This window comes from Polaromonas sp. JS666 (assembly GCF_900103405.1).
Classification (GTDB): domain Bacteria; phylum Pseudomonadota; class Gammaproteobacteria; order Burkholderiales; family Burkholderiaceae_C; genus Polaromonas.
The window spans coordinates 35,141-60,168 of sequence record NZ_FNHX01000016.1 but is presented as its reverse complement, the minus strand read 5'-3'; the positions used below and the strand labels follow the sequence as shown (position 1 = coordinate 60,168).

Annotated in this window: 21 protein-coding genes; 9 read left to right on the top strand and 12 right to left on the bottom strand. The window is 65.3% G+C overall.

Annotated elements, in window-relative coordinates; all coding sequences use genetic code 11:
* Positions 1–35: 35 nt before the first annotated feature.
* The gene (locus BLQ85_RS22985) at positions 36–1,496 is read right to left on the bottom strand and encodes an efflux transporter outer membrane subunit (RefSeq protein WP_074580300.1); all 1,461 of its coding nucleotides are present in this window, start codon (positions 1,494–1,496) and stop codon (positions 36–38) included.
* A 93-nt stretch (positions 1,497–1,589) separates the two neighbouring features.
* Between BLQ85_RS22985 and BLQ85_RS22980 the strand changes: the two genes are divergently transcribed.
* The 4 genes from BLQ85_RS22980 (at position 1,590) to BLQ85_RS22965 (ending at position 7,312) form a co-directional block, all read left to right on the top strand.
* The gene (locus tag BLQ85_RS22980; RefSeq protein WP_175456184.1) at positions 1,590–2,207 is read left to right on the top strand and encodes a TetR/AcrR family transcriptional regulator; all 618 of its coding nucleotides are present in this window, start codon (positions 1,590–1,592) and stop codon (positions 2,205–2,207) included.
* 77 nt (positions 2,208–2,284) lie between these two features.
* Entirely contained in the window at positions 2,285–3,394 is a 1,110-nt protein-coding gene (locus BLQ85_RS22975) for an efflux RND transporter periplasmic adaptor subunit (RefSeq protein ID WP_074580286.1), read from the top strand.
* Positions 3,391–6,465, top strand: coding sequence for an efflux RND transporter permease subunit (locus tag BLQ85_RS22970; protein WP_074580285.1), 3,075 nt, complete (start codon positions 3,391–3,393; stop codon positions 6,463–6,465). Before BLQ85_RS22975 ends, BLQ85_RS22970 begins: the two co-directional genes overlap by 4 nt.
* 40 nt (positions 6,466–6,505) lie before the next feature.
* A complete protein-coding gene (locus BLQ85_RS22965) occupies positions 6,506–7,312 on the top strand; it encodes an oxidoreductase (RefSeq protein ID WP_074580284.1) in 807 nt (268 codons plus the stop codon).
* Between the two features lie 48 nt (positions 7,313–7,360).
* Here BLQ85_RS22965 and BLQ85_RS22960 read toward each other — a convergent pair whose 3' ends face one another.
* Positions 7,361–8,227 carry an oxidoreductase gene (locus tag BLQ85_RS22960; protein ID WP_074580283.1) on the bottom strand — a complete coding sequence of 289 codons (867 nt, stop codon included), beginning with the start codon at positions 8,225–8,227 and terminating at the stop codon, positions 7,361–7,363.
* Between the two features lie 132 nt (positions 8,228–8,359).
* On the opposite strand from BLQ85_RS22960, the gene BLQ85_RS22955 reads away from it, so the two are divergent.
* Positions 8,360–9,340, top strand: coding sequence for a LysR family transcriptional regulator (locus BLQ85_RS22955; protein WP_074580282.1), 981 nt, complete (start codon positions 8,360–8,362; stop codon positions 9,338–9,340).
* Positions 9,341–9,353: 13 nt separating this feature from the next.
* Here BLQ85_RS22955 and BLQ85_RS22950 read toward each other — a convergent pair whose 3' ends face one another.
* The 8 genes from BLQ85_RS22950 to BLQ85_RS22915 form a co-directional block, all read right to left on the bottom strand.
* On the bottom strand, positions 9,354–10,388 hold the full coding sequence (locus tag BLQ85_RS22950) for an L-idonate 5-dehydrogenase (RefSeq protein WP_175456183.1): 1,035 nt from the start codon (positions 10,386–10,388) through the stop codon (positions 9,354–9,356).
* Positions 10,389–10,419: 31 nt separating this feature from the next.
* On the bottom strand, positions 10,420–11,700 hold the full coding sequence (locus BLQ85_RS22945; protein ID WP_074580281.1) for a TRAP transporter large permease: 1,281 nt from the start codon (positions 11,698–11,700) through the stop codon (positions 10,420–10,422).
* Positions 11,697–12,290 (bottom strand): TRAP transporter small permease, encoded by a 594-nt coding sequence (locus BLQ85_RS22940; RefSeq protein WP_074580280.1) that lies wholly within the window; start codon positions 12,288–12,290, stop codon positions 11,697–11,699. Before BLQ85_RS22940 ends, BLQ85_RS22945 begins: the two co-directional genes overlap by 4 nt.
* Before the next feature lie 82 nt (positions 12,291–12,372).
* Complete coding sequence (locus BLQ85_RS22935; protein ID WP_074580279.1) at positions 12,373–13,398, bottom strand: TRAP transporter substrate-binding protein; 1,026 nt, start codon at positions 13,396–13,398, stop codon at positions 12,373–12,375.
* Between the two features lie 62 nt (positions 13,399–13,460).
* On the bottom strand, positions 13,461–14,609 hold the full coding sequence (dgoD, locus tag BLQ85_RS22930) for a galactonate dehydratase (protein WP_074580278.1): 1,149 nt from the start codon (positions 14,607–14,609) through the stop codon (positions 13,461–13,463).
* Positions 14,610–14,618: 9 nt separating this feature from the next.
* On the bottom strand, positions 14,619–15,866 hold the full coding sequence (locus BLQ85_RS22925) for an enolase C-terminal domain-like protein (RefSeq protein ID WP_074580277.1): 1,248 nt from the start codon (positions 15,864–15,866) through the stop codon (positions 14,619–14,621).
* Positions 15,867–15,938: 72 nt separating this feature from the next.
* Complete coding sequence (locus tag BLQ85_RS22920; RefSeq protein ID WP_074580276.1) at positions 15,939–16,907, bottom strand: tripartite tricarboxylate transporter substrate binding protein; 969 nt, start codon at positions 16,905–16,907, stop codon at positions 15,939–15,941.
* Positions 16,908–16,964: 57 nt separating this feature from the next.
* Entirely contained in the window at positions 16,965–17,735 is a 771-nt protein-coding gene (locus BLQ85_RS22915) for an SDR family oxidoreductase (protein ID WP_074580275.1), read from the bottom strand.
* 229 nt (positions 17,736–17,964) lie between these two features.
* On the opposite strand from BLQ85_RS22915, the gene BLQ85_RS22910 reads away from it, so the two are divergent.
* A complete protein-coding gene (locus tag BLQ85_RS22910) occupies positions 17,965–18,738 on the top strand; it encodes a GntR family transcriptional regulator (protein ID WP_074580274.1) in 774 nt (257 codons plus the stop codon).
* Positions 18,739–18,788: 50 nt separating this feature from the next.
* Here BLQ85_RS22910 and BLQ85_RS22905 read toward each other — a convergent pair whose 3' ends face one another.
* Positions 18,789–19,397 carry a DUF4142 domain-containing protein gene (locus BLQ85_RS22905; protein ID WP_074580273.1) on the bottom strand — a complete coding sequence of 203 codons (609 nt, stop codon included), beginning with the start codon at positions 19,395–19,397 and terminating at the stop codon, positions 18,789–18,791.
* A gap of 302 nt (positions 19,398–19,699) precedes the next feature.
* On the opposite strand from BLQ85_RS22905, the gene BLQ85_RS22900 reads away from it, so the two are divergent.
* Complete coding sequence (locus tag BLQ85_RS22900) at positions 19,700–22,108, top strand: glucose/quinate/shikimate family membrane-bound PQQ-dependent dehydrogenase (protein WP_074580272.1); 2,409 nt, start codon at positions 19,700–19,702, stop codon at positions 22,106–22,108.
* A 4-nt stretch (positions 22,109–22,112) separates the two neighbouring features.
* Here BLQ85_RS22900 and BLQ85_RS22895 read toward each other — a convergent pair whose 3' ends face one another.
* Positions 22,113–23,009, bottom strand: coding sequence for a LysR family transcriptional regulator (locus tag BLQ85_RS22895; RefSeq protein ID WP_074580271.1), 897 nt, complete (start codon positions 23,007–23,009; stop codon positions 22,113–22,115).
* 172 nt (positions 23,010–23,181) lie between these two features.
* Between BLQ85_RS22895 and BLQ85_RS22890 the strand changes: the two genes are divergently transcribed.
* Both BLQ85_RS22890 and BLQ85_RS22885 read left to right on the top strand, forming a co-directional pair.
* Positions 23,182–23,931, top strand: a complete 750-nt coding sequence (locus BLQ85_RS22890) for a glucose 1-dehydrogenase (protein ID WP_074580270.1) — start codon at positions 23,182–23,184, stop codon at positions 23,929–23,931.
* A 178-nt stretch (positions 23,932–24,109) separates the two neighbouring features.
* Positions 24,110–25,009 carry an SDR family oxidoreductase gene (locus tag BLQ85_RS22885; RefSeq protein ID WP_074580269.1) on the top strand — a complete coding sequence of 300 codons (900 nt, stop codon included), beginning with the start codon at positions 24,110–24,112 and terminating at the stop codon, positions 25,007–25,009.
* The last annotated feature ends 19 nt before the right edge of the window (positions 25,010–25,028 follow it).

The window sequence follows — 25,028 nt, the reverse complement described above, 5'->3', positions numbered from 1 at the left end:
CAGCGCGAATCCATTTCCCAAACGTTGGGCGATGTCTATTTCATTGCGACCGCGTTGGATTCCTGGGGTTGCCAACCACCGCCGAGCGCCGTGAATGTCGCAACCGCCGCGCGTGCGGACTCGGTTTGCGCCTGCGCGCGCGCATCGGAGGCGCGCAGCAGGTTTTCGTCGGCTTGCAAGACTTCGATCAGGCTGAGTACCCCTTTTTGATACGCCGCAAACGAAGCTGCTCGCGCGCGGCCGAGAGAGTCCACCCCTTGGGTAAGTACGGCAGCCTGCTCCTCGCGTTTGACCAGACTTGAGAAGGCGTTTTCCACGTCCTCGGTTGCCCGCAGTACGGCAAGCCGGTAGGCAGCCAGCATCTCGGCCTCCTGGCCCCTGGCCTGATCAATCTGCGCGTTGATGCGGCCAAAGTCAAACAGACGCCAGCGCAGGCCCAGAACGCCTGAGGCCTGACCGGCGCCGCGGGTGAACAGGTTGCCGCCGGACACCGATGTTGCGCTGCCGATCAGCCCACCCAGAGAGAGTTTGGGGTAGTACTCGGCAATGGCGACGCCGATACGGGCATTCGATGCGGCAAGGCGGCGCTCAGCCACAATCAAGTCGGGACGGCGCCTGAGCAACTCACCCGGAGAGCCTGTCGCAGTGATTTGCGGTGCCGCAGGGATGACACCGGCACCCGCCAATTCCGACCGATGCGTTCCGGGTGGCGAGCCCAGCATCACGTCGAGCGCGTTCATGGCCACATCCAGGCCCGCTTCAAGGACCGGCACGGACGCCTGAACCTGGGCCAGCGCACCTTCGGCTTGACTCACTTGAAGTTCGGCCGCCAAGCCCTTCCCATACAGAAGCTTGATGGTTGAGAGCAATTGCTGCTGCGTTTGCACCTGCCTGCGGACAATGTCGAGGCGGGTTTGCAGCCCGCGAATGAGGATGTAGGTGTCGGCGGTTTGTGCCGCCACAGCCAACCGGGTGGCGCTTGCGCCGGCCTCTGACGCCTGGTACCCGGCAAGCGCCGCTTCCTTGCCTCGACGCAGGCCTCCGAATACATCCAGTTCCCAGCTCGCGCCCAGATTGGCTTCGTAAGAACTACCGTGGCGGTCGAAACCGGGGTTGGCGCTCAAGACTTTGCCCAGAGGCGTTTCAAGGGATTGGTAGGCCCTGGCTGCCTGTCCGCTGACATTGCCGGAAGGCAGCAACGCGGCATTGGCCGCCCCCAGTTCCGCGCGCGCCTGGGTGACCCGAGCGGAAGCCTGCGCGAGATCCAGGTTCTGCGCCAAGGCCAGCGTAATGAATCGGGTCAATTGCGGATCACCGAAACCCGTCCACCATGTGACGAGATCGGCACGGGCGGCGGCTTGCCGCTGGTCGACCGCGGCTTGGCCCAGGTACTGTTGCGGCATGGGCGTATCGGGCCTGACGTAGTCGGGGCCGACGGCGCAGCCGGCCGAAAGGGCGGCAACAATGAAGATGGCAAGGGTGCGTTTGGGCTGCATGGACTTGTTCCGGATCAGGTAGTCGATGAAGTGACTATAATACAATATGGTCACTCGTTGTTCAGGTCCTTGGATGCGGGTAAGCTACAGACCATGAACAAAGCGACCACTTACCCGGTTTCCGCCCGCGGCCCGGCCGACCACGACGTGCGCGACCAGATCGTGACCGCGGCCACCGAGCATTTCAGCCGCTACGGCTACGAAAAAACGACCGTCTCCGATCTCGCCAAGGCCATCGGGTTTTCCAAGGCTTACATCTACAAGTTCTTTGAGTCCAAGCAGGCCATCGGCGAGGCGATCTGCGCGAACTGCCTGCGCGAAATTGAGGCCGAGGTGAGTGCGGCCATTGCCGGGGCCGAGACGCCGCCGGAGAAGCTGCGGCGGATGTTTAAAGTCGCGACCGAGGCGAGCCTTCGCCTGTTTTTCCAGGACCGCAAGCTTTACGAGATTGCCGCTTCGGCCGCTACGGAGCGCTGGCAGGCGGTTCAAGCCTACGAAGAACGCATCCAGAAACTGCTCCAGGACGTCTTGCAGGAGGGCCGGCAAACCGGTGATTTCGAGCGCAAGACCCCCCTGGATGAGACGGCGCTGGCCATCTATCTGGTCATCCGCCCCTACCTCAATCCCTTGCTCCTGCAACACAGCTTTGACTACAACAAAGAGGCGCCGGCGCATTTGTCCAGCCTGGTGCTCCGCAGCTTGTCTCCTTGACGCAAATCTGTGACTATTGACTAATTTGGTCACTGGTTTCATAATGAAAGTCCAATCATTTCGTCAATGGGACTTTCATGCGCAGGTCTTACTTCGCTACATCCACTGCCATTTGTGCATTGCCTTTTGTGTTGGCCGCTTGCGGCGAGAAGGCACCATCTGATCCGCGTACCGAGGCGCCGATGGTGCGGGTGGCCACCGTTCAGGGCTCGGTCGCTGCGTCTCGCGCGTTCACCGGGACCGTAGCCGCCCGGGTCCAAAGCGATCTGGGCTTTCGGGTCTCCGGCAAGGTGCTGGAACGCCTTGTCGATGCGGGGCAAACCGTCAAGCGCGGGCAAGCGCTCATGCGCATCGATCCCATCGACCTGAAGCTCGCCGCCCATGCGCAGCTGGAAGCGGTGGCCGCCGCCCGGGCGCGGGCGCAGCAAACGGCGCAGGACGAGGCCCGCTACCAGGACCTGCGCGGAACCGGTGCCATTTCAGCCTCGGCCTATGACCAGGTCAAGGCTGCGGCTGACGCGGCCAAAGCCCAGCTCAATGCCGCCGAGGCCCAGGCGGAAGTCGCCCGAAACGCGAGCCGCTATACGGAATTGGTGGCGGATGGCGACGGCATCGTCATGGAAACCCTGGTGGAACCCGGCCAGGTCGTCAGCGCGGGACAGGTGGTGGTGCGCCTGGCCCATGCCGGCCGCCGTGAAGCCGTCATCCAACTGCCGGAAACCCTGCGCCCCGCGGTCGGCTCCACCGGGCTGGCCACCCTCTTTGGCCAGGAAGGCGTAGCCGTTCCGACCAGGCTCAGGCAGCTCTCGAACACCGCGGACCGCCTGACGCGCACTTTCGAGGCGCGTTATGTGCTCGATGGCGAGCTGTCCAACGCGCCATTGGGCAGCACGGTGACCGTTCAAATCCCGGAAGCCAATTCCACCGCGCAAGCCGGCTTTTCGGTACCCATTGCTTCCCTGTCCGACGCGGGCAAAGGACCAGGAGTCTGGGTCATCCAGGGTGAGCCGGCCAAGGTTTCGTGGCGGCCGGTCAAGGTCCAACGCCTGGGCGATGACAGTGCTTACATCGCTGGCCAGCTCAAGCAGGGTGATCGGATCGTCGCACTCGGCGCGCATCTGTTGCGCGAAGGCGAGCAGATCCGCATCGCGGCTCAAGCGCCCGTCACTGCAAGCGCGCGGCCATGAGCGAAGGCCGTTTCAACCTGTCGGCGCTCGCCGTGCGCGAGCGCTCCGTCACCCTGTTCCTGATCTGCCTGATCTCGTTGGCAGGGCTTATGGCCTTCCTCAAGCTGGGCCGGGCGGAAGACCCGTCCTTCACCGTCAAGGTGATGACCCTCATCACGGCCTGGCCGGGGGCAACTCCGCAGGAAATGCAGGATCAGGTCGCCGAGAAGATAGAAAAGCGGCTGCAGGAATTGCGTTGGTACGACCGCAGTGAGACCTACACCCGGCCGGGGCTGGCTTTCACGACCCTGACCCTGCTGGACACTACCCCGCCCTCGGAAGTGCAGGAGCAGTTCTACCAGGCCCGCAAGAAGGTCGGGGACGAAACCGGCAACCTCCCGTCCGGCGTGATCGGGCCTATGGTCAACGACGAATATGCGGACGTCACTTTCGCGCTGTTTGCGCTCAAGGCCAAAGGCGAGCCGCAGCGCTTGCTGGCCCGCGATGCGGAGACGCTGCGCCAGCGATTGCTGCACGTGCCGGGCATCAAGAAAGTCAACATCATTGGCGAGCAGTCCGAACGGATTTATGTCGAGTTCTCGCACGAGCGGCTGGCAACACTGGGTATCAGCCCGCAGGAAGTGTTCGCCGCGCTCAATGGCCAGAACGCCCTGACGCCGGCTGGCTCCGTGGAGACCAAGGGGCCGCAGGTCTTCATTCGCCTGGACGGCGCTTTTGATGAGCTGCAAAAGATCCGCGATACGCCGATCGTGGCGCAAGGCCGCACTTTAAAACTGTCGGATATCGCCACAGTCAAGCGTGGCTATGAAGATCCGGCGACTTTCATGATCCGCAACGGCGGCGAGCCCGCTTTGCTGCTGGGCATCATCATGCGCGACGGCTGGAATGGACTCGACCTGGGCAAGGCGCTCGATAAAGAGGTCGCCGCGATCAACGCCGATATGCCGCAGGGAATGAGCCTGGCCAAGGTCACAGACCAGGCCGTCAACATCAGCTCGGCGGTCGATGAGTTCATGGTCAAGTTCCTCGTCGCGCTGCTGGTGGTCATGCTGGTGTGTTTTGTCAGCATGGGCTGGCGTGTGGGCATCGTGGTCGCCGCGGCCGTGCCGTTGACGCTGGCGGCGGTCTTTGTGGTGATGCTTGCTACCGGCAAGAATTTTGACCGCATCACCTTGGGCTCCCTCATCCTGGGGCTGGGCCTGCTGGTCGACGACGCCATCATCGCGATCGAAATGATGGTGGTGAAGATGGAGGAAGGCTATAGCCGCGTCGCCGCTTCCGCCTATGCCTGGAGCCACACCGCGGCGCCCATGCTCTCGGGCACGCTGGTCACGGCTGTCGGCTTCATGCCCAATGGCTTCGCCCGATCGACTGCCGGCGAATACACCAGCAATATGTTCTGGATCGTCGGCATTGCACTCATTGCATCCTGGGTGGTCGCCGTGGTCTTTACACCCTATCTCGGCGTCAAGCTATTGCCTGAGCTCAAAAAGGTCGAAGGCGGCCACGACGCGCTCTACGACACGCCGCGCTACAACCGCTTCCGCCAATTTCTGGGGCGCGTGATTGCGCGCAAGTGGCTGGTCGCAGCTTCCGTCGTGGGCCTGTTCGTGGCAGCCATCCTGGGCATGGCGGTCGTCAAAAAGCAGTTCTTTCCGATCTCTGACCGGCCCGAAGTATTGATTGAGGTGCAGATGCCCTACGGCACCTCGATCACCCAGACCAGCGCCAGCGCGGCGATGGTGGAGGCCTGGTTGGCCAAGCAACCGGAAGCGAAGATCGTCACGGCCTACGTCGGCCAGGGCGCGCCGCGCTTTTACCTGGCCATGGGGCCGGAACTGCCCGATCCCTCGTTTGCCAAGATCGTGGTGCGCACCGACAACCAGGATGAGCGCGAGGTGCTGAAAACGCGGTTGCGTGAGGCGATTGCCGGCGGCCTCGCCCCTGGGGCGCGGGTGCGTGTCACCCAGCTCGTGTTTGGTCCCTACTCGCCGTATCCGGTCGCCTACCGGATCACCGGGCCAGACCCGGACAAGCTGCGCGAGATCGCGGCCGAAGTGGAGCAGGTCATGCATGCCAGTGCGACGATGCGCACCGTCAACAATGATTGGGGAACGCGCACACCCGCGCTGCACTTCACCTTGCAGCAAGACCGATTGCAGGCCGTGGGCTTGACCTCCAGCGCCGTGGCGCAACAGCTGCAGTTCTTGCTGAGCGGTGTTCCATTGACCGCCGTGCGTGAGGACATTCGCACCGTGCAGGTCACAGCCCGCTCGGCCGGCAACATCCGGCTCGACCCGGCCAGGATCGCGGACTTCACATTGACCGGCGCCACCGGGCAACGCATACCGCTGTCGCAGGTCGGCAAGGTTGACGTGCGCGCGGAGGAGCCGATCATGCGCCGGCGCGACCGCATGCCGACGATCACGGTCAGGGGCGATATCGCCGACGGCTTGCAGCCACCGGACGTGTCGGCAGCCATTAGCCAGCAAATTCAGCCCATCATGGACAAGCTGCCGGGCGGCTACCGCATCGAACAGGCAGGCGCCATCGAAGAATCAGGCAAGGCGATGACGGCGATGTTGCCGTTGTTCCCGATCATGCTGGCCATCACCCTGCTCATCATCATCTTTCAGACGCGTTCAATCTCGGCGATGGTCATGGTCTTCCTGACCAGCCCGCTGGGGCTGATCGGCGTGGTGCCGACCTTGATCCTGTTCCGGCAGCCGTTTGGCATCAATGCGCTGGTCGGGTTGATTGCGCTGTCGGGCATCCTGATGCGCAACACGCTGATCCTGATCGGCCAGATCCGGCATAACGAGCAGGCGGGGTTGGAGCCGTTTCGCGCGGTTGTCGAGGCCACCGTGCAGCGTGCCCGGCCGGTGGTGTTGACCGCATTGGCGGCGATGCTGGCCTTCATACCGCTGACCCATTCGGTGTTCTGGGGGACGCTCGCCTACACGCTGATCGGCGGCACCTTCGCCGGGACGGTGCTGACGCTGGTGTTCCTGCCAGCCATGTACTCCATCTGGTTCAAGATCCGACCGGCAACAGAAGCAGATCCGCGCTGATTTCTCTTCATCATCATTCACCCATCAAAAAGGATCTGCCATGTCGAAACCCACCGTTGTCGTTGTTACTGGCGTGTCGTCGGGCATCGGGCGTGCCGCCGCAGAAAAGTTCGCCAAACGAGGATGCCAGGTGTTCGGCACCGTGCGCAGCATTGCCAAAGCGAAACCACTGCCTGGCATCGAACTCATTGAGATGGACGTTCGCGACGACGTTTCCGTTCGACATGCGATCCAATCCATCGTCGCCCAGGCCGGCCGCATCGACGTGCTGGTCAACAACGCGGGAATGAACATGATTGGCGCGGTGGAGGAAACAACAACCAGCGAGGCCACAGCCCTGTTCGAAACCAACGTATTCGGCATATTGCGCACCACACAGGCGGCCCTCCCCCACATGCGGGCGCAACGCCACGGAAGGATCGTCAATGTCAGCTCCGTGCTCGGCTTTCTCCCGGCACCGTACATGGGGATTTATTCGGCCTCCAAGCATGCTGTTGAAGGGTTATCTGAAACCCTGGACCATGAGGTGCGTCAGTTCGGCATCCGCGTGGCACTGGTCGAGCCTTCCCACACCAGGACCAACCTGGAAACCAGCTCGCCGCAGGCAAAATTGCAAATTGAGGACTATGGCCATGAACGTGACATTGTCTCGCGCTCACTCGCCGCGAGCATCAACGGCGCACCCGAACCTTCGGAGGTGGCAAACACAATCGTGGAAGCGGCACTTGGCAGATGGCGTATGCGCTGCACGCCAGCCGGACAAGCATCCCTCTTGAGCAAATTGCGCCGCTTCATGCCTGCAGGTCCTGTGGATGCAAGCCTGAGGAAAGCATTCGGCCTGAAGTAAACAGGGCACCGAAGAAATCAGAACCCTGTCCCGGGTGAGCAGTGCAGCTCAGGCCGCCAGCGCTTCTTTGGGAAAGTCCGTCGACGCCGACAGCGCCCTCCACGCCTTCACCTCGGCCTCGACAAATGCATGCTTGTCCGCAATCGTCTGCAGCGTGTCGGTGCCCAGCGGCAGGCGAAGCGGCGGGGCGTTTGCATCCACCAGCGCCAGCATGGCCTGCGCCAGCCGCAGCGGGTCGCCGGCCTGGTTGTGGTTGATGCGCGTGGCGGCCACGCGCACCTGGCCGGCGCTGGCGGCGTAGTCGTCCAGGATGCGCGGCGACACTGCCAGCGAGTTGCTGTCCAGGAAGTCGGTGCGGAAATAACCGGGCTCCACCACCGTCACATGGATGCCCAGCGGCGCGAGCTCGCCGTGCAGCGCTTCGCTCAGGCCCTCGACCGCGAACTTGGTCGAGCAGTACACGCCAAAACCCGGGCCCGACTGGTAGCCGCCCAGCGAGGAAATATTGATGACGTGGCCGCTGCGGCGCGCGCGCATGGCCGGCAGCACGGCGCGCGTCACGTTGAGCAGGCCGAACACATTGGTGTCATACAGGCGCCGCACCTCGTCGGCCGTGGCTTCCTCCACCGCGCCCAGCAGGCCGTAGCCCGCGTTGTTGACCAGCACGTCGATGCGGCCGAAGCGCGCCAGCGCGGCCTGCACCGCCGCGGCGGCCTGGGCCTCGTCGGTCACATCCAGCGGCAGGGCCAGCAGCGCATCACTTTCAGGAAAGCGCTTTTGCAGCGAAGCCGCGTCGCGCGAGGTCGCCACCACCGCCTCGCCGCGTGCCAGCGCCGCTTCGGTGATGCGCGCGCCTATGCCGCGCGCCGCGCCGGTGATCATCCACACACGTTTGAAATTTGTCTTTGCATTCATGGCCTTGCCCCTTGAAAAAAAGTTGTTGAGGAGGGCAATGTAGGATTTCCATTAGGCGTTGAATAGCAGGCAGTCACTGAGTTCATAATCAAGCAAATCGTGATAATCGCCATCCACCCAGGGAGAAGCCGCATGGCCTTGAATGAGTTGCGCGCCATCGCCACCTTCGTCAAGGCGGCCGAACTCGGCAGCCTGCGCCAGGCCGCCGCGGCCCAGGCCATCACGCCGCAGGCCGCCAGCCAGGCGCTGGTGCAGCTGGAGCGCCACCTGGGCGTGCGCCTCTTTCACCGCACCACGCGCAGCCTGAGCCTGACCGAAGAAGGCCAGCAGTTCCTGCAGGCCGCGCAGCCCGGGCTGTCCACCCTGCAGCGCGCCCTGCACGGCGCGCGCCGCGGCCGCGAGGAGATCGCCGGCCCGCTGCGCATCGTCGCGCCGCGCTCCATCATGCTGGAGGTGTTGTGGCCGGTGCTTGAGGAATACTGCCGCCGCCATCCGCAGGTCGAGCCCGACATCCAGATGGACGACCGCATAGGCAACTGGGTCGAAGACCGCGTCGACGTCGGCTTTCGCGCCGGCTCGCCGCCCGAGGGCGGCATCATCTCGCGGCGCATCCTGCCGCTGCAGCTCGTCGTCTGCGCCTCACCGGCCTACATCGCGCAGAACGGCGCACCCCAGACGATTGAAGACCTGGCCCACCACCGCTGTACCGGCTTTCACCACACGGGCACCGGCAAGACCATGCCTTGGGAGTTCAAGGTCGGTGAAGAGGTGGTGGCCCGCAGCGTCGCGACCTCCTTCCTCAGCAACGACGTGGACCTCGAAGCCCGCGCCGTGGTCGCCGGCCAGGCCGTGGGCCAGCTCATAGGCGTGACCGCCGCGCCGCTGGTGCGCGCCGGCAAGCTGGTGCCGCTGCTCACGCAGCACGTCACCGAGCACCTGGGCCTGCATGTGTATTACGGCAGCCGCAACGCGCAGCCGGCGCGGGCGCGCGCCTTCATCGACCTGGCGGTCGAGCGGCTGGTAGGCAACACGCAGTTTTTCCTGGAGCCGCATGAGTTGCGTCCCGCCAAGGCGACAAAGACGCCCGCCACCCGCAAGCGGGCTGGCCGCTAGGCGCCCGGCGTCTTCAGTCGAAGTTCAGAAGCACCTTCATCGCCTGCGAGCGATCGGCGGCCAGCGCGAAAGCCCTGGCCGAGTCCCGGTAAGAGAGTGTGGCCGAGATCAGCGGCTTCACATCCACCAGCCCCTTGTTAAGCAGTTCCACGGCCGTGGCGAATTCCTCGTGAAAGCGGAATGCGCCGCGCAGGTCGAATTCCTTGGCCACGATGGTGTTGATCGGCAAAGTCATTTCGCCGCCCAGTCCCACCTGCACGATGATGCCGCGCGGCCGCAGCACGTCGAAGGCGCCGCGCAGCGCGCGCTCGTTGCCGCTGGCTTCGAACAGGACATCGAACTGGCCCTTGCCGTCCGTGAAGCGTGACAGGCCGTCGGCTTCCTCGGCCACGTTGATCACCTCGTCGGCGCCCACCTTGAGCGCCTTGCCCAATGTGTAGGCACTGACGTCGGTGGCGACGATGTGGGTGGCCCCCGCGCGCCGCGCGGCGACGATCACCAGCGCGCCTATCGGCCCACAGCCGGTGACCAGCACGCTTTTGCCCAGCAGCGGCCCGGCGCGGCGCACCGCGTGCAGGGCCACGGAAAGGGGCTCGACCATCGCGCCTTCGCTGTCGCTCACGCTGGCGGCCAGCCGGTGCGCCTGGTGTGTCTCGACCACGATCTCCTGGCGGAAAGCGCCCTGCACATGCGGCGTGCGCATCGCGCTGCCGTAGTAACGCATGTCGAGGCAGTGGTTTTGCAGGCCTTGCTGGCAATAGCGGCACAACCCGCAGGGCTGGCTGGGGCTGACGGCAACACGCTCACCGAGGGAAAAAGCGGTGACACCGCTGCCCACGGCTTCGATGACACCGGCCACTTCGTGGCCCAGCACCATGGGTTCCTTGATCCGTATGGTGCCGAAGCCGCCATGCTGGTAGTAATGCAGGTCGGAACCGCAGATGCCGCCGCAGCGAACCCGCACACGCAGTTGATGGGCACCGACGTCCGGAGTCGGGATGTTTTCGACCCTCAGGTCGCCTGGCGCGTGAATGACAAGAGCTTCCATAATCGGTTTCCTCAAAAGGCGAAGGTGTGTGTCAGCGCGTCATCATCTGCAGGGGCCACATCACGATCTGCGGGAAGGCCACCAGCAGGAACATGACGATGGTCTGCGCGATCATGAAGGGCATGACGCCCTTGATGGCGCCGCTCATGGGGATCTTGGCGACGCCGCAGACCACGTTGAGCACAGTGCCCACGGGCGGCGTCACCAGCCCGATCGCGTTGTTCATGATGAACAGCACGCCGAAGTAGACCGGGTCTATGCCGGCCTGCTTGAGCACCGGCATCAGCACCGGCGTCATGATCAGCACGGTGGGCGTGAAGTCCAGTGCCGTGCCGACGATCAGCACCAGCACCATCAGCGCGAAGGTCAGCAGCATCTTGTTGTCCATCAGCGGCGCCACCAGCTCGGCCAGCTGCTGCGGAATGTTCGCCGTGGTGATGAGCCAGGCAGAGACGCCCGCCGCCGACACCAGGAACATGATGATGGCCGTGGTTTCCGCCGCACGGTAAAACAGTCGGTAGAGCTGGGCCGGCTTGATCTCGCGGTAGACGGCCAGGCCGACGAACAGCGAATAAACGGCGGCAATCACGGCGGCTTCCGTCGGCGTGAACCAGCCGAACTTCAGGCCGCCGACGATCACCACCGGCAGCACCAGCGCCCACAGCGCCTCGCGCGTGGCGGTGCGGCGCTCGGCCATGCTGCGCCGGGGTTCGACCTGGACCTTGTCGCGTCCGATGGACCAGCGCCAGGCCAGCATGATGGCCAGGCCCATCAGCAGGCCGGGCACGATGCCGGCGATGAACAGCTTGGTGATCGAAACACCGCCGGTCACGCCGTACAGGATCATGGCGATCGAAGGAGGTATCACCGGCGCGATGATGCCGCCGCAGGCGATCAGGCCGCATGAACGATTGACGTCATAACCGGCGTTGCGCATCATCGGGACCAGGACGGCGGCCAGCGCCGCGGTGTCGGCCACCGCGGAGCCGGACAGCGAAGCCATGATGACGGCCGCGGCCACCGCGACATAACCCAGGCCGCCGCGGATATGGCCGACCCAGGACATGGCCATCATGATGATGCGCCGGGTCATGCCGCCGGCGTTCATGAACTCGCCGGCCAGCATGAAGAAGGGCACGGCGAGCAGCGGAAAGCTGTTCGCGCCGTCCCACATGTTCTGCACCACGATCTGCGGATCGGTGACGCCCATGAAGAACATCATGGCCAGGCCGCAGCCGATCAGGGCGAAGGCCACCGGCATGCCCAGGGCCATCAGCCCCAACAGTGAACCGACAAAAACGAAGATGGTCATGCTTTGGCTCCCGGGGCGCCCGTATGACGGGCCTGCTGCTCGGTCATTTCGTGCTGGGCATCCAGCGCTTCGGCCATGCCCTCCTCGTGCACGTCGATGAGCTCCTCGTCGGCGACCTTGCCGGCCACGAGGCGCAGCAGGTTGGACAGGCAGATGATGCCGATCGCGGTGCCCGTCAGGTAGCTCACGCCGAACACCCACAGCATGCTGAGCTGCGCGACCGGCGAGGCATTGCCCGCGATGATGTCGTGCTGCAGCCAGGTGCCGTAGACGATGTAGCCGCAGCACACCAGCATGATCGCCTGGCTGATGCCCCAGCAGACCCTGCGGCCCAGCACGGGCAGCGACTGGACCAGCAGGTCCACACCGAGGTGGGCGCGCCGGCGCATGCCGACGATGGCGCCCAGGAAGGTCATCCAGACGAAAGCGAAGCGCGGTATCTCCTCGGACAGGTCGATGCCGGTGTTGAAGAAAAGCCTGAGCACCACATTGCCGAACACCATCGCCAGCATGACGGCGATGCACAGGACCATCGTGAACTCGAGCCCGCGCGTGAAGGCGTCGGCCATATTCTTGAGAAGTTTTGCCATGGAGGCACCTGGTTGGGTTGCGGGATGACGCGAAAACAGGCGGGAAGGCCGCGGAGTGGTCTCGGCGGCCCCCGACTGCCGCTTACTTCGCGGCGCGCGCCTTGTCGATTTCGGCGTAGAAATCCTTGACGAAGTCTTCGCCGATGATGGGCGAAAACTTCGCGACCACCGGTTTGACCTTGTCCTGGATGCGGGCCAGCTCGGCGGGGGACACGGTATTGACCGTGACGCCGGCGGCCTTGAACTTGCCGATGACGTCGGCATCGCCTTCGTCCAGCAGCTTGCGCTGCAGCAGGCCGGCTTCGACGGCGGCCTTCTGCACGCCGGCCTTGTCGGCGGGCGAGAGGCTGTCCCAGAACTTCTTGGACGCCACCAGCGCCACCGGCGTGTAGACGTGGTTGGTCACCGAGATGTATTTCTGCACTTCCTGCATCTTGTTGGCATACATGTGCACCAGCGGGTTCTCCTGGCCGTCCAGCGCCTTGATCTCCAGCGCCGGGAAGACTTCGGCGAAAGCCATGGGCACGGCGTTGGCGCCTATGGTCTTCCAGGTCTCCAGGGCGACCGGGTTGGCCATCACCCGCACCTTCAGGCCGTTGACGTCTTCCAGCCGGGTGACGCTGCGCTTGCTGTTGGACAAGTTGCGAAAGCCCATGCCGGTCCAGGTCAGGCCCACCAGGCCGGCGGGCTCGATCTTCTCGAAAATCTTCTTCGATGAAGCGCCGTCAAGCACGGCATAGACCTCGCGCACGTTCTGGAACATGAAGGGCAGGTCCCAGACCTGGACTTCCTTGACACGGGTGGACAGCGGCGCCAGCGTGCCGATGTAGAGCTCCTGCGTGCCGGCCTGCACCGCTTGCAGCTGCTTTTCGTCGCTGCCCAGCACGCCGCTGTGATAGGCCTGCACCTTCACATTGCCCTTGGTGTAGGTGCCGGCCAGTTCGGCGAACTTGTTCATCGCCACCGCTTGCGGGTGGCTCTCCGGCATCGCGTGGCCGATCTTGGCCTTGACTTCGGCGAAAGCGCCGGTGGAGCTCATCGCCAGCGCCGCGAGCGTCGCGACCGCCAGGCGGCGTGTGGTGTGCAAGGTTGTGCGTCGTGTGTTCATCTCAAGTCTCCGTTCTGGTTGGGTTGGGTGAAAGATGCAATCAGGGAATAAGGGCCTGGCGCTCACCACTCGGCCACGCTGCCGTCCGGGTGGCGCCACACCGGGTTGTGCCAGTCGGGCGGGTTGCGGCTCGCGTGAAGAACGCGCTCCTCATCGACCTCCACGCCCAGGCCCGGCCTGGGCAGCGCATGGATGTAGCCGGCGTCAATGCGAAAGTCATCCTTGTTGATGACGTAGTCGAGCAGTTCTGCTCCCTGGTTGTAGTGGATGCCCATGCTTTGCTCCTGCAGCACCGCGTTGTGCGCCACGAAGTCGACCTGCAGGCAGGCCGCCAGGGCGACCGGGCCCAGCGGGCAGTGCGGGGCGAAGGCGACGTCGTAGGCCTCGGCCATGGCCGCGATCTTGTGGCATTCGGTGATGCCGCCGGCGTGCGAGAGGTCGGGCTGCAGAATCGCGATGCCCCCGCCCTCAAGAACGTGCTTGAACTCGAAGCGCGAATACATGCGCTCCCCAGCAGCCAGGGGGATGGAGGTGCCGGCGGCAAGCCTCGGGTAGTGCTCGGCCAATTCGGCCAGCACCGGTTCTTCGACGAAGAGGGGCCGGTAAGGCTCAAGCGCCGCGAGCAGGGTCTTGGCCATGGGGGCGGACACCCTGCCGTGAAAATCCAGGCCGAAGCTCACGCTCATCCCGAGCGCATCCCGCACGGCCGCGACTTTCGCCACCGCGGCGTCGACGGCGCGCGGCGAGGCGAGCGGCGCCATCTCCTCGCAGCCGTTGAGCTTGAAGGTGTCGATGCCGGCTTCGAGCAGGCGCTGCATGTCGCTCACGAGATCGCCGGGGCGGTCGCCGCCGACCCAGCTGTAGACCTTCATCTTGTCGCGCACCTTGCCGCCCAGCAGTTCATAGACCGGCACGCCCAGCGCTTTGCCCTTGATGTCCCAGAGCGCCTGGTCGATTCCCGCGATCGCGCTCATCAGGATCGCACCGCCGCGGTAGAAGTTTCCGCGGTACATGGTCTGCCACAGGTCGTTGATGCGCGACGGGTCCTTGCCGATGAGCAGTTCGCCGAACTCCTGCACGGCGGTCTCGACGGTGCGCGCGCGCCCCTCGATGACCGGTTCACCCCAGCCGCTGATGCCTTCGTCGGTCTCGATCTTGAGAAACATCCAGCGCGGCGCGACGCGGTAGGTGCTCAGGCGGGTGATCTTCATGGACGGGCCTCAGGGTGTTTGCAGCGTTCCGTCGGCCAGCCGCGTCTGCGTCCAGGTGGTGACGGTGTTCTCGCAGGGGTATTTGGCCGCTTCGGCCTCGTTGAGCTCCACACCCAGGCCTGGCTTGTCGTTGGCGTAGACATAACCGCGGCGGAATTCCGGCAGGCCCGGGAAGACGTCGAGCAGTGCCTCGCGCGGTCCCTTGAGTTCCTGGATCACAAAGTTGGGTGGCTCGGTGCCCGACCATTCCTGTACGCCGAAGTTGCGCGCGGCCAGGTCGATGTGGATGTTGGCCGCGTGGGCCAGCGGCGACATGTCGCCCGGCCCGTGCCAGGCGGTGCGCACGCCGAATTGCTCGGCAAAAATCTGCAGCTTGCGGCCCGGCGTGATGCCGCCTATCTGGCTCAGGTGCACGCGGATGTAGTCGATCAGCTGCTCGGTGATCAGGAACTTCCACTCATAGGGGTTGTTGAAGAGTTCACCCTGCGCCAGCGGGATGTTGGTCTTGGCGCGCAGCTGGCGCAGCCAGTTGCCCTCCTCAAGCGGGATCGCGTCTTCCAGGAAAAACAGCTCAAAGCGCTCCAGCTCGCAGGCAAAGCTGATTGCATCGACCGGCTTGAGCCGCTCGTGCACGTCGTGGCAAAGCTCGACCTCGAAGCCGACCTTGCTGCGTATGCCTTCGAAAAGCTTGAGCGTCTCGCGCATGTACTTGCGGCTGTCCAGGTAAATGCCGTCGGGTGCGCCCCGGGGCGCGCCGGCCGGCGCGGCGCCGAAGCCCCCGCCGCCATAGCCGCCGTTCTGGCAGCGGATGTGCGTGATGCCCTGCTCGCGGTACTTCTGGATGTTGTCGCACAGTTCGGCCAGGTCGCGGCCGTCCGCGTGACGGTAGATGGGCACGCCTTCGCGCACCTTGCCGCCGAACAGCTGGTACAGCGGCATGCCGGCCAGCTTGCCCTTGATGTCCCAGAGCGCCATGTCCACGCCCGAGATCGCGTTGTTTTCGATACCGCCGTTGCGCCAGTAGGCGTTCTGGTGCATCAGCTGCCAGAGTTCCTCGATCGCCTCGGCGTCGCGGCCTATCAGCAGGGGCCTGAGGTATTCCTCGACCAGGCACTTCACCGCCAGGTGCCGGTAGGCAAAGGTCGCGCAGCCCAGGCCATGCAGGCCGGGCTGGTTGGTTTCTATCTTCACGACGATGAGGTTGATGCCTTCGGGCGCGGTGGGGATGACTTTGACGTCGGTGATCAGGGTGGCCATGGGTTTCGGGGAGTCGGGGGGTTGGTATCGCAAAAAAGACGGAGAGCCGCGCGGACCCTCCTTGCGCACGGTTTATTTCTGGAGGTTGAGCCCGGCCAGCAGCTTCTTGAAGTAGGCGGACTGGTTGTTCATGAAGGCCTGGAACTGCTCGCCGTCCAGGTAGGCCGGCTGCAGGTTGGCTTTGAGCAGCGCTTCGCGAAAGGCCGGGTCTTCGCCGGTCTTGCGGCTGGCTTCGCGCAGGTACTGCACCACCTCGGGCGGCGTGTTCAGCGGCACGCCCAGGCCGCGCCAGGTGCCGACGACCAGGTCCACGCCCTTGTCCTTGAAGCTCAGCACCTTGTCGTAAGGCGCGGGCAGCTTGCGGTCGGCCATGGACACCAGCACGCGGACCTTGCCCGCCGCGACGAAGGAACCGATCTCGGCGGGGCTGACCGTGATCGCATCGACGTGGCCGCCGGCCAGCGCCATCACGCTGGGCGCCGCGCCCTGGAAGGGCACGTGGTTGAACTTGACGCCGGTTTTTTCTTCCACCGCCGCGGCCGCCAGGTGCCAGATGGTTCCGGTGCCGGCATTGCCCATGGTGACCGTACCGGGCTGCTTGCGCGCGGCGGCCAGCAGTTCGTCGATGGACTGGTAAGGCGACTCGGCGCGCACGGCGATCAGGCCGGGGTCGCCATTGAGCCGTGCCAGCGGGATGAAGTCGCTGGTCGTCACCTTGGTCATGCCCAGGTGCGGGATGATCGCGAGCTCGGAGATCAGCACGCCTATCTTGTAGCCGTCAGGCGCCGCGCGCTGCACTTCGGTCATCGCCAGGCCGCCGCTGACGCCGGGCTTGTTGCTCACCACGATGGGCTGGGTGACGTATTTCTTGGCGGTCTCGGCAAACAGGCGCGCCATGATGTCGGTGCCGCCCCCCGCGGTCGACGGCACGACCATTTCAATGGGCCGGGTTGGGTAGTCCGCCGCGATGGCCGCGGCCGAAAGCGTCAGGGCCGCGAGCGAAGCCGCGGCGGCGGGAAGGAGCGTGCGCAGAAATTTCATGGCTTGTCTCTCTTTGGTTTCTTTATTGATGGGTCGGGGCAACAGGAAAGGGGCAATTCAGAGCACGGCCAGCATGCCGCCGTCGACGTAGATGATCTGGCCGTTGACGTACTCCGATGCCTGGGACGCCAGCCAGATCGCTGTGCCCGCCAGCTCGTCAGGCCGGCCCCAGCGGCGTGCCGGCGTGCGGCCCTTGACCCAGGCATCGAAGGCCGGGTTGTCCAGCAGCGCGGTGTTCATCTCGGTGGCCATATAACCCGGGCCTATCGCATTGGCCTGGATGCCGTGCTCCGCCCATTCGGCCGCCATGGCGCGCGTCAGCATCTTGATGCCGCCCTTGGCCGCCGTGTAGGGCGCGACCGTGGCGCGCGCCGCTTCACTCGTGAGCGAGCCGATGTTGATGACCTTGCCGCCGCGGCCGCGCGCGATCATGCGCTTGGCCGCCTCGCGGCCGACCAGGAAGGCGCTGGTCAAGTTGGTGCTCAGCACCTTGTCCCATTCGGCCATCGACAGCTCGACCAACGGCTTGCGCAGCTGGATGCCGGCGTTGTTGACCAGGATGTCGACTTCGATGCCGGCGGCGTCCAGGCGCGCAAAGGCCGCGCAGACCGCGGCTTCGTCCGTCACGTCGAAGGCGGCCTCTTCCACCTGGTGGCCTTTGGCCCGCAAGGCCGCCGCGCTGAGCGCCAGGCGTTCGGTATCCGTGCCGTTGAGCACCAGCCGGGCACCGGCTTGCGCCAGCCCTTCGGCAATCGCATGGCCCAGGCCGCGCGAAGAGCCGGTGACGAGGGCCGTGCGGCCGGAAAGGTCAAAAAGGGGGTGTGACATGGTGGGATGCTTCGCGGTATTGCGGCATTTGCCTGCGGTTGAAAGGAAGAATACTGTGATATTTCACAAAAAGCCTAAGTAATTACCCGAAGCTTTTCTTTCGTGGAAAATCGGCAAAAATTGCTTCAATCTAGAGGTAAATCACTTCTTCCGGATACACCAAAGCTTGCATATCAGGGTATGCTTTGAGCTGTTTTTGCTTCAATCCGTCGGTACTTCAAGGAACTCCATGGCCACCTCACCGCGTCGCCGTCCCACACTGGTTGCCGCCGCGCCGGCCCCGGAAGCGCCGCGCCGCCGCAGCCAGGTCAACCTGTCGGACCTGGCCTATGAGCGCCTGGAGGAATTGCTGATCTGCTGCGAACTCAAGCCGGGCCGTTTTTTGGCCATGCACGAGCTGCAGACATTGGTCGGCTATGGCCGCACGCCGGTGCACCAGGCCGTGAGCCGCCTGGCCGCCGACACGCTGGTGCTGGTGTCACCACGCCACGGCATCCAGATCGCGCCCATCGACCTGACCCGCGAGCGCGTGCTGCTGCGCCTGCGCCGCGACATGGAGCGTTTTGTGATCCGCCTGGCCACCGAGCGTTCGGGCGCCTCGCAGCGCAACCAGATGCTGCACATCCGGCGCCAGCTCATGGAGCACGGCGCGGACATGACCATAGACCAGTTCAATGCGATTGACCGGCGCATCGACCAGTTGTTCCTGGCCGCGGCCAACGAGCCCTTTGTCGAAAGCACCTTGAGGCCGCTGCACACCATCTTCCGCCGCATAGGCTGGATCTACCACATGCAGACGGCCAACCATGCCAACCTGCAGGGCACGGTGGACGGGCATGTCGCGGTGATCGACGCGGTCGCCAACGGCCATGTTGACTCGGCCATCGCCGCATCCGACGGCCTCATGGACTTTGTCGAGAGCATGTTTTACGCGCTGGAGCGCGAGGTCGACCCGGCGCTGCTCGATTGCAGCCTGCATTCCATCGCGCTGGGACCGGCTTAGGCGCAGCCGGCGTTAACGCACCCGGCCCGCATGCGGGCCGAGGCCGGGCATCAGGACTTGGCGGCGGCGGTCGAGGCCGCCAGTTCCCTGGCCATCTCCAGGTGGTGTTCCACCGCCGGCAGCATCTTGTCGGCCAGGGCCTTGAGGTCGCTGTCCTTGCCATCCTTCTGGATCTTCTGCAGCAGCTTGACGGTGCTTTCATGGTCGCTCACGGCCGAGCGCTTGGCGTATTCCTTGTCGAACAGATTGCCCGACAAGGCCTTCAGCGCGGTGGCCTTGGTTTTGGCCATGGCACCCGCGCCATCCGGCAGCGTGACGTTCTTGGCCCGGGCCAAGGCCTGCACACCGGCCAGGGCCGAGCCGTGGTCGTCGATCATCTGCTGCGCGAACTTTTTCACTTCGGCATTCTGCGATTTTTCCAGCGCCATCTTGCCGGCATCGACCTCGGCCATATTGCCTTGCGCCAGGTCCTGCAGCAGCTTGCGGTCGCTGCGGTCCAGCTTGGAATCACCGTCGGACTGGGTGGTGGCGGGCGCCGGCGTGCCGCCGCTTTGCGCCCAGGCGGGGGGCGCGGCCGACAGCGCCAGGGCCGCGGCGGCGGCAAGCGCCAGGCCGCCGCTGCGAAGTGCGGATCGGGGTGTGGATGTTTTGATGGGCATGGAAAACTCCTTGCGGACAAGTTGACAAGAGAAATGCGGTGCGCGCACATGTGGCTCGCGGAACACCGCCGAATCCCCAAGATCAGGCCTGCGGCAGGTTTGCCGCGCCGGGCATTTCCGGCGCCGCATGTAGGAATGCACCCACCCGGCGGCGGTCCGCCACAGGCTTCCTACAGCCTTGTCAGCCGCAGGCTGACGCCCGGCGCCGCGCGCGCGGGCTAGATTGCTCTGTAGCCGCTGCGTTTTTCTGGTTCTGGCACGCTGTGCCGCCCGGCTGAAATGCGCGCATCCCAAGAACAAAAATGCATTACCGCGCCGCTCCCTCTTCGCGCACGTCCTGGGTCACGGGCTTTGTGCTGCTGTTGCTCGGCGTGCCGGTGCTGCTGGCCGGCGCCTGGCTTGGCGTGTTGGGCGGCAGCTGGTATTACCTGCTCGCGGGCCTGGGCTTTGTGCTTACCGCTGTGCTGCTGATGCGCCGCAGCCCGGCCGGGCTGTGGGTGTTTGCCGTGCTGGTGGGCGGCACCCTGGCCTGGGCGCTGTGGGAGTCCGGGCTGGACTGGTGGCCGCTGGCCGCGCGCGGCGGCGTGGTGTTTCTCATCGGCCTGTTCCTGGCGGCACCCTGGACCGCCAGTGCCTGGCCCATAGGGGCGGCGGGCCACGAGGGCGCCTGGGGCATGCGCGGCGGACGCTGGGCGCTGGGTTCGGTGCTGGGCGCCTTCCTGGTCGCGGCGGTCGTCACCTGGTTCCATGACGACAACCGCCTGGTGGGCATGCTGCCCCTGCCGCCGCTGGGCGCCGCATCGGCGCCGGCCGACAGCGTGCCGGCCGGTGAATGGCATGCCTATGGCCGCACCGGCCAGGGCCAGCGTTATTCACCGCTGGCGCAGATCACGCCCGACAACGTCGAGCAGCTGCAGATGGCCTGGCAGTACCGCACCGGCGACATGCGCGGCCGCCCCGGCGACCCCGAGGAAACCACCTTCGAGGTGACACCGCTGAAAGTCGGCAACCGGCTGTTCCTGTGCACGCCGCACCAGTCGGTGATCGCGCTCGACGCCACCACCGGCGCCGAGGCCTGGCGTTTCAACCCCGAGATCCAGGGCCAGCTCGCGCTGCAGCATTTGACCTGCCGCGGCCTGTCCTACCAGCCGCCGCCGGCCGCACCCGTGCCGGCCGCGAGCGGTGGCTGCGCGGCCAAACTTTTTATGCCCACGGCCGACGGGCGCGTGATCGCGCTGAACCCCGAGACCGGCAAACCCTGCACGGCCTTCGGCGGCGGCACCGGGCAGATAGACCTCTGGGCCGGCATGCCCAACCGCAAGCCCGGCGCCTATTACTCGACCTCGCCCGTGGTGGTGACGTCCCGCCTCATCATCGTCGGCGGCACCGTGCTCGACAACGTCTCCACCAAGGAGCAGTCCGGCGTCATACGCGCCTTCGACATCAACACCGGCGCACTGGTGTGGGCCTGGGATTCGGGCCGGCCCGACAGCAGCGCGCCGCTCGCGCCCGGCCAGAGCTACACCGCCAACTCGCCCAACAGCTGGGCCATCTCCAGCGTCGACGAGGCGCTGGGCATGGTCTACGTACCCCTGGGCAACCAGCCGCCCGACCAGTGGGGCGGCAACCGCAGCCCGGCGGTGGAAAGCTATTCCTCTTCCGTCGTCGCGCTGGACCTGGCCACCGGCAAGGTACGCTGGAATTTCCAGACCGTCCACCACGACCTCTGGGACTACGACGTGCCGGCCCAGCCCAGCCTGCTGGACATCAACATCAACGGCAACCGCGTGCCCGCCCTGGTGCAGCCTACCAAGCAGGGCGAGATTTTTGTGCTGGACCGCCGCACCGGCACGCCGCTGCTGCCCGTCACCGAAGTCCCCGCGCCGCAGGGCGCCGCGCAAGGCGACCGCAGCGCGCCCACGCAGCCCCAGTCGGCGCTGTCCTTCAACCCGCCGCCGCTGACCGGCCGCGACATGTGGGGCGCCACGATGTTCGACCAGCTGTATTGCCGCATCGCCTTCCAGCGCCTGCGCTATGAAGGCCGCTTCACGCCGCCGTCCACCCAGGGCACGCTGGTCTACCCCGGCAACTTCGGCGTCTTCAACTGGGGCGGCGTGGCCGTCGACCCGGTGCGGCAGATGGTGTTCAGCACGCCGACCTACCTGGCCTTTGTGTCAAAGCTGGTGCCGCGTACTGACGACACGACGCTGATGGTCCAGGGCAAGCAGCGGCCCGAAGGCAGCCTGCCCTCGCTCAATGAAAACTTCGGCGCGCCCTTTGCCGTCAAGCTCAGCGCCTTTTTGTCGCCGCTGGGCATCCCCTGCCAGGCGCCGCCCTGGGGTTATGTGGCCGGCGCCGACCTCGTCACCGGCGCCATCGCCTGGCAGCACAAAAACGGCACGGTGCGCGACCTCTCGCCCGTGCCGCTGCCTTTCCGCATGGGCGTGCCCAACCTGGGCGGCCCGCTTGCCACGGCCGGCGGCGTCGCTTTTCTCTCGGGCACGCTGGACGATTATTTGCGCGCCTACGACGTCAACACCGGCGACGAACTCTGGAAGTCCCGCCTGCCCGCCGGCGGCCAGGCCACGCCCATGAGCTACACCGGCTCTGACGGCCGGCAGTATGTGCTGGTGGTGGCCGGCGGCCACGGCTCGCTGGGCACGCGGGCGGGCGACTATGTGCGCGCTTATGCGCTGCCACTGGCGCGTTGAGTTCTCAGCGCGCCTGGGCCATGACGTCGGCCACCCAATCTACGAACACCCGCACGCGCGGTGAGAGTTGCCGGTGGTGCGGATACAGCACAGACACCGGCATGGGCGCCGGCCTGAATTGCGCCAGCACTTCCACCAGCGCGCCCGCCTCCAGCTGCGCGGCCAGGTGGTAGCGCGGCACCTGGATAAAACCCAGGTGCGCGGCGCAGCAGGCCTTGTAGGCGTCGGCGTCCGTCACCGCGACCGAGCCCTTGAGTTGCACCTGGCGCGGCACGCCGTCGACCATGAAATCAAAAGGCAGCGCCTTGCCGGTGCGGCTGGATAAAAAATTCACCGCGCGGTGGGCGCGCAGTGCCTCCAGCGTGTCAGGCTTGCCGTGTTTGGCGATGTATTCGCGGCTCGCGCAGGTCACCTGTTCAAGCAAGGCCACGCGCCGCCCCACCATGCTGGACTCGGCCAGCTCGCCCACGCGCAGCACGCAGTCCACGCCCTCGCGCACCAGGTCCACCAGCCGGTCGCCCATGCCGATTTCGAGTTCGATGTCCGGGTAGCGCGCAAAAAAATCGCCGATCACCGGCAGCAAAAAATGCTTGGCCAGCGTGCCGTGCAAGTCCACGCGCAGCTTGCCGCGCGGCTTGCTGCCCACGTTCACAAACGCCGACTCGGCCTCTTCCAGGTCCGTCAGCAGGCGCAGGCAGCGCTCGTAATAGGCCGCGCCGTCCTGCGTGGGGCTTACGTGGCGCGTCGTGCGGTGCAAGAGCCGCGCGCCCAGGCGTTTTTCCAACTGCTGCACCGCGTGCGTCACGGTTGCGCGCGGCAGATGCAGGTCGTCGGCCGCCTTCGTAAAACTGCCCAGCTCCACGATTCGCGTGAACAGCTGCATCGAATGAAACCTATCCATTTTGTTGCCACCTAATTGTTGGCGTTGATTGAACAGTGAAGGCAAGTTTACGGTATTTATGAGGTATGAATTGAATAGAACAATGGCGTCACTGGCTCACCAAAAGCGCAAACAAACCAGGCGCCGCGGGCAGTCAGAACAAACCAACCTTTATCAATTTCAGGAGTTCCAGATGACCGCTTCCGCATCCACCCAAGTTGCCCTCGTCACCGGCGCCTCGCGCGGCATAGGCGCGGCCGTCGCCCAGCGCCTTGCGCAAGAGGGCTACGCCGTCGTCGTCAACTACGCCGGCCAGGCCGAAGAAGCCCAGGCCGTGGTGCAGTCCATCACCGCCGCCGGCGGCAAGGCCATAGCCGTGCAGGCCGACGTCGCCAGTTCCGCCGCCGTCAAAGCCCTGTTCGACGCAAGCATCAAAGCCTTCGGCCGCGTCGACGTGCTGGTCAACAACGCCGGCATCATGCCGCCCAGCCTGCCCGCGCTGGCCGACACCGACGACGACACCTTCGACCGCCTGTTCGCCGTCAACGTCAAGGGCACGTTCAACACCCTGCGTGAAGCCGTCGCGCGCCTGCAGTCCGGCGGTCGCATCGTCAATTTCTCGACCAGCGTGATCGGCCTGGCCCTGCCCGGCTACGCGGTTTACGGCGCGACCAAGAGCGCAGTGGAAACCTTCACCCACATCATGGCCAAAGAGCTGCGCGGCAAAAACATCCGCATCAACGCGATCGCCCCCGGCCCCACGGCCACCGCCCTTTTCCTCAACGGCAAGACGCCCGAGACGGTGGAGCGCATGTCCAAGATGGCGCCGCTGGAACGGCTCGGCACGCCTGAGGACATCGCGAGTGCTGTCGCCTTCCTCGTCAGCGACAACTCGGCATGGGTCAACGGCCAAACGCTCCGCGCCAACGGCGGCGTGGTTTGAAAGGGCTGCAGCTTTCTACTGCGCGTCCCGATCTCAGGCCTGCGCTCCTCGCCGTACGGGTGTACGGCTGCGGTGCTCGACCTGACCTCGGGCCGCTCGCTACGAAATCTGCGCGCCCTTTCGTCAGTTCAACAAAACATTTTCCAAGTTTCAACCCCTTTCCAGAAAGACACACACCATGAAATCCGTCATCCTCGTCACCGGCGCCGCCACCGGCATTGGCCATCTCTCCGCCCGCTCGCTGGCCCGGGCCGGCCACACCGTGTATGCCAGCATGCGCGACATCGAAGGCCGCAACGCGCCCAAGGTGCGTGAGCTGCGCGACTGGAGTTTTGCCAACGGCTTTGACCTGCGCGCTGTTGAACTCGACGTGCTGTCGCAGCCCTCGGCCGACGCCGCCGTGGCCCACATCCTGGCCGAGCAGGGCCGCCTCGACGTCGTCGTGCACAACGCCGGCCACCTGGTCGTCGGCCCTGCCGAGGCCTACACGCCCGAAGAAATCATCAAGGTGCTGGACACCAACTTCCTGGGCAGCCAGCGCGTGAACCGCGCCGCGCTGCCGGCCATGCGCAAGGCGGAAGCGGGCCTGCTGCTGTGGGTCGGCAGCAGCACGGTGCGCGGCGGCTTCCCGCCCTTCCTCGGCCCTTACGCCGCGGCGAAAGCCGCCATGGATTCGATGGCCGTCACCATGTCCTATGAGCTTGCCCGCTTCGGCATCGAAACCTCCATCGTCGTGCCCGGCGCCTTAACCAAGGGCACGGACCACTTCCCCAGCGCCGGCAAGCCGGCAGACGCGGCCCTCGCCGCCGCCTATGCGCGTTATGACGGCGTGATGGACAAGATCGGCGAACGCCTCTCGGCCCTGAGTCCCGCCGATGCCGACCCGCAGGCCGTGGCCGACGACATCACCCGCATCGTCGGCCTGCCCGCCGGCACGCGGCCCTTCCGTTCGGTGATCGACTTCATCGACGACGGCGCCGCTGAAGTCACCGTGGTGGCCGAACGCGTGCGCGAGGACTTCGCCCAGCGCATAGGCATCGCCGACATGCTCAAGCCTGCGGTGCGCCGGGCCGCTTGAGGCTCGCGCCGGGGCGGGT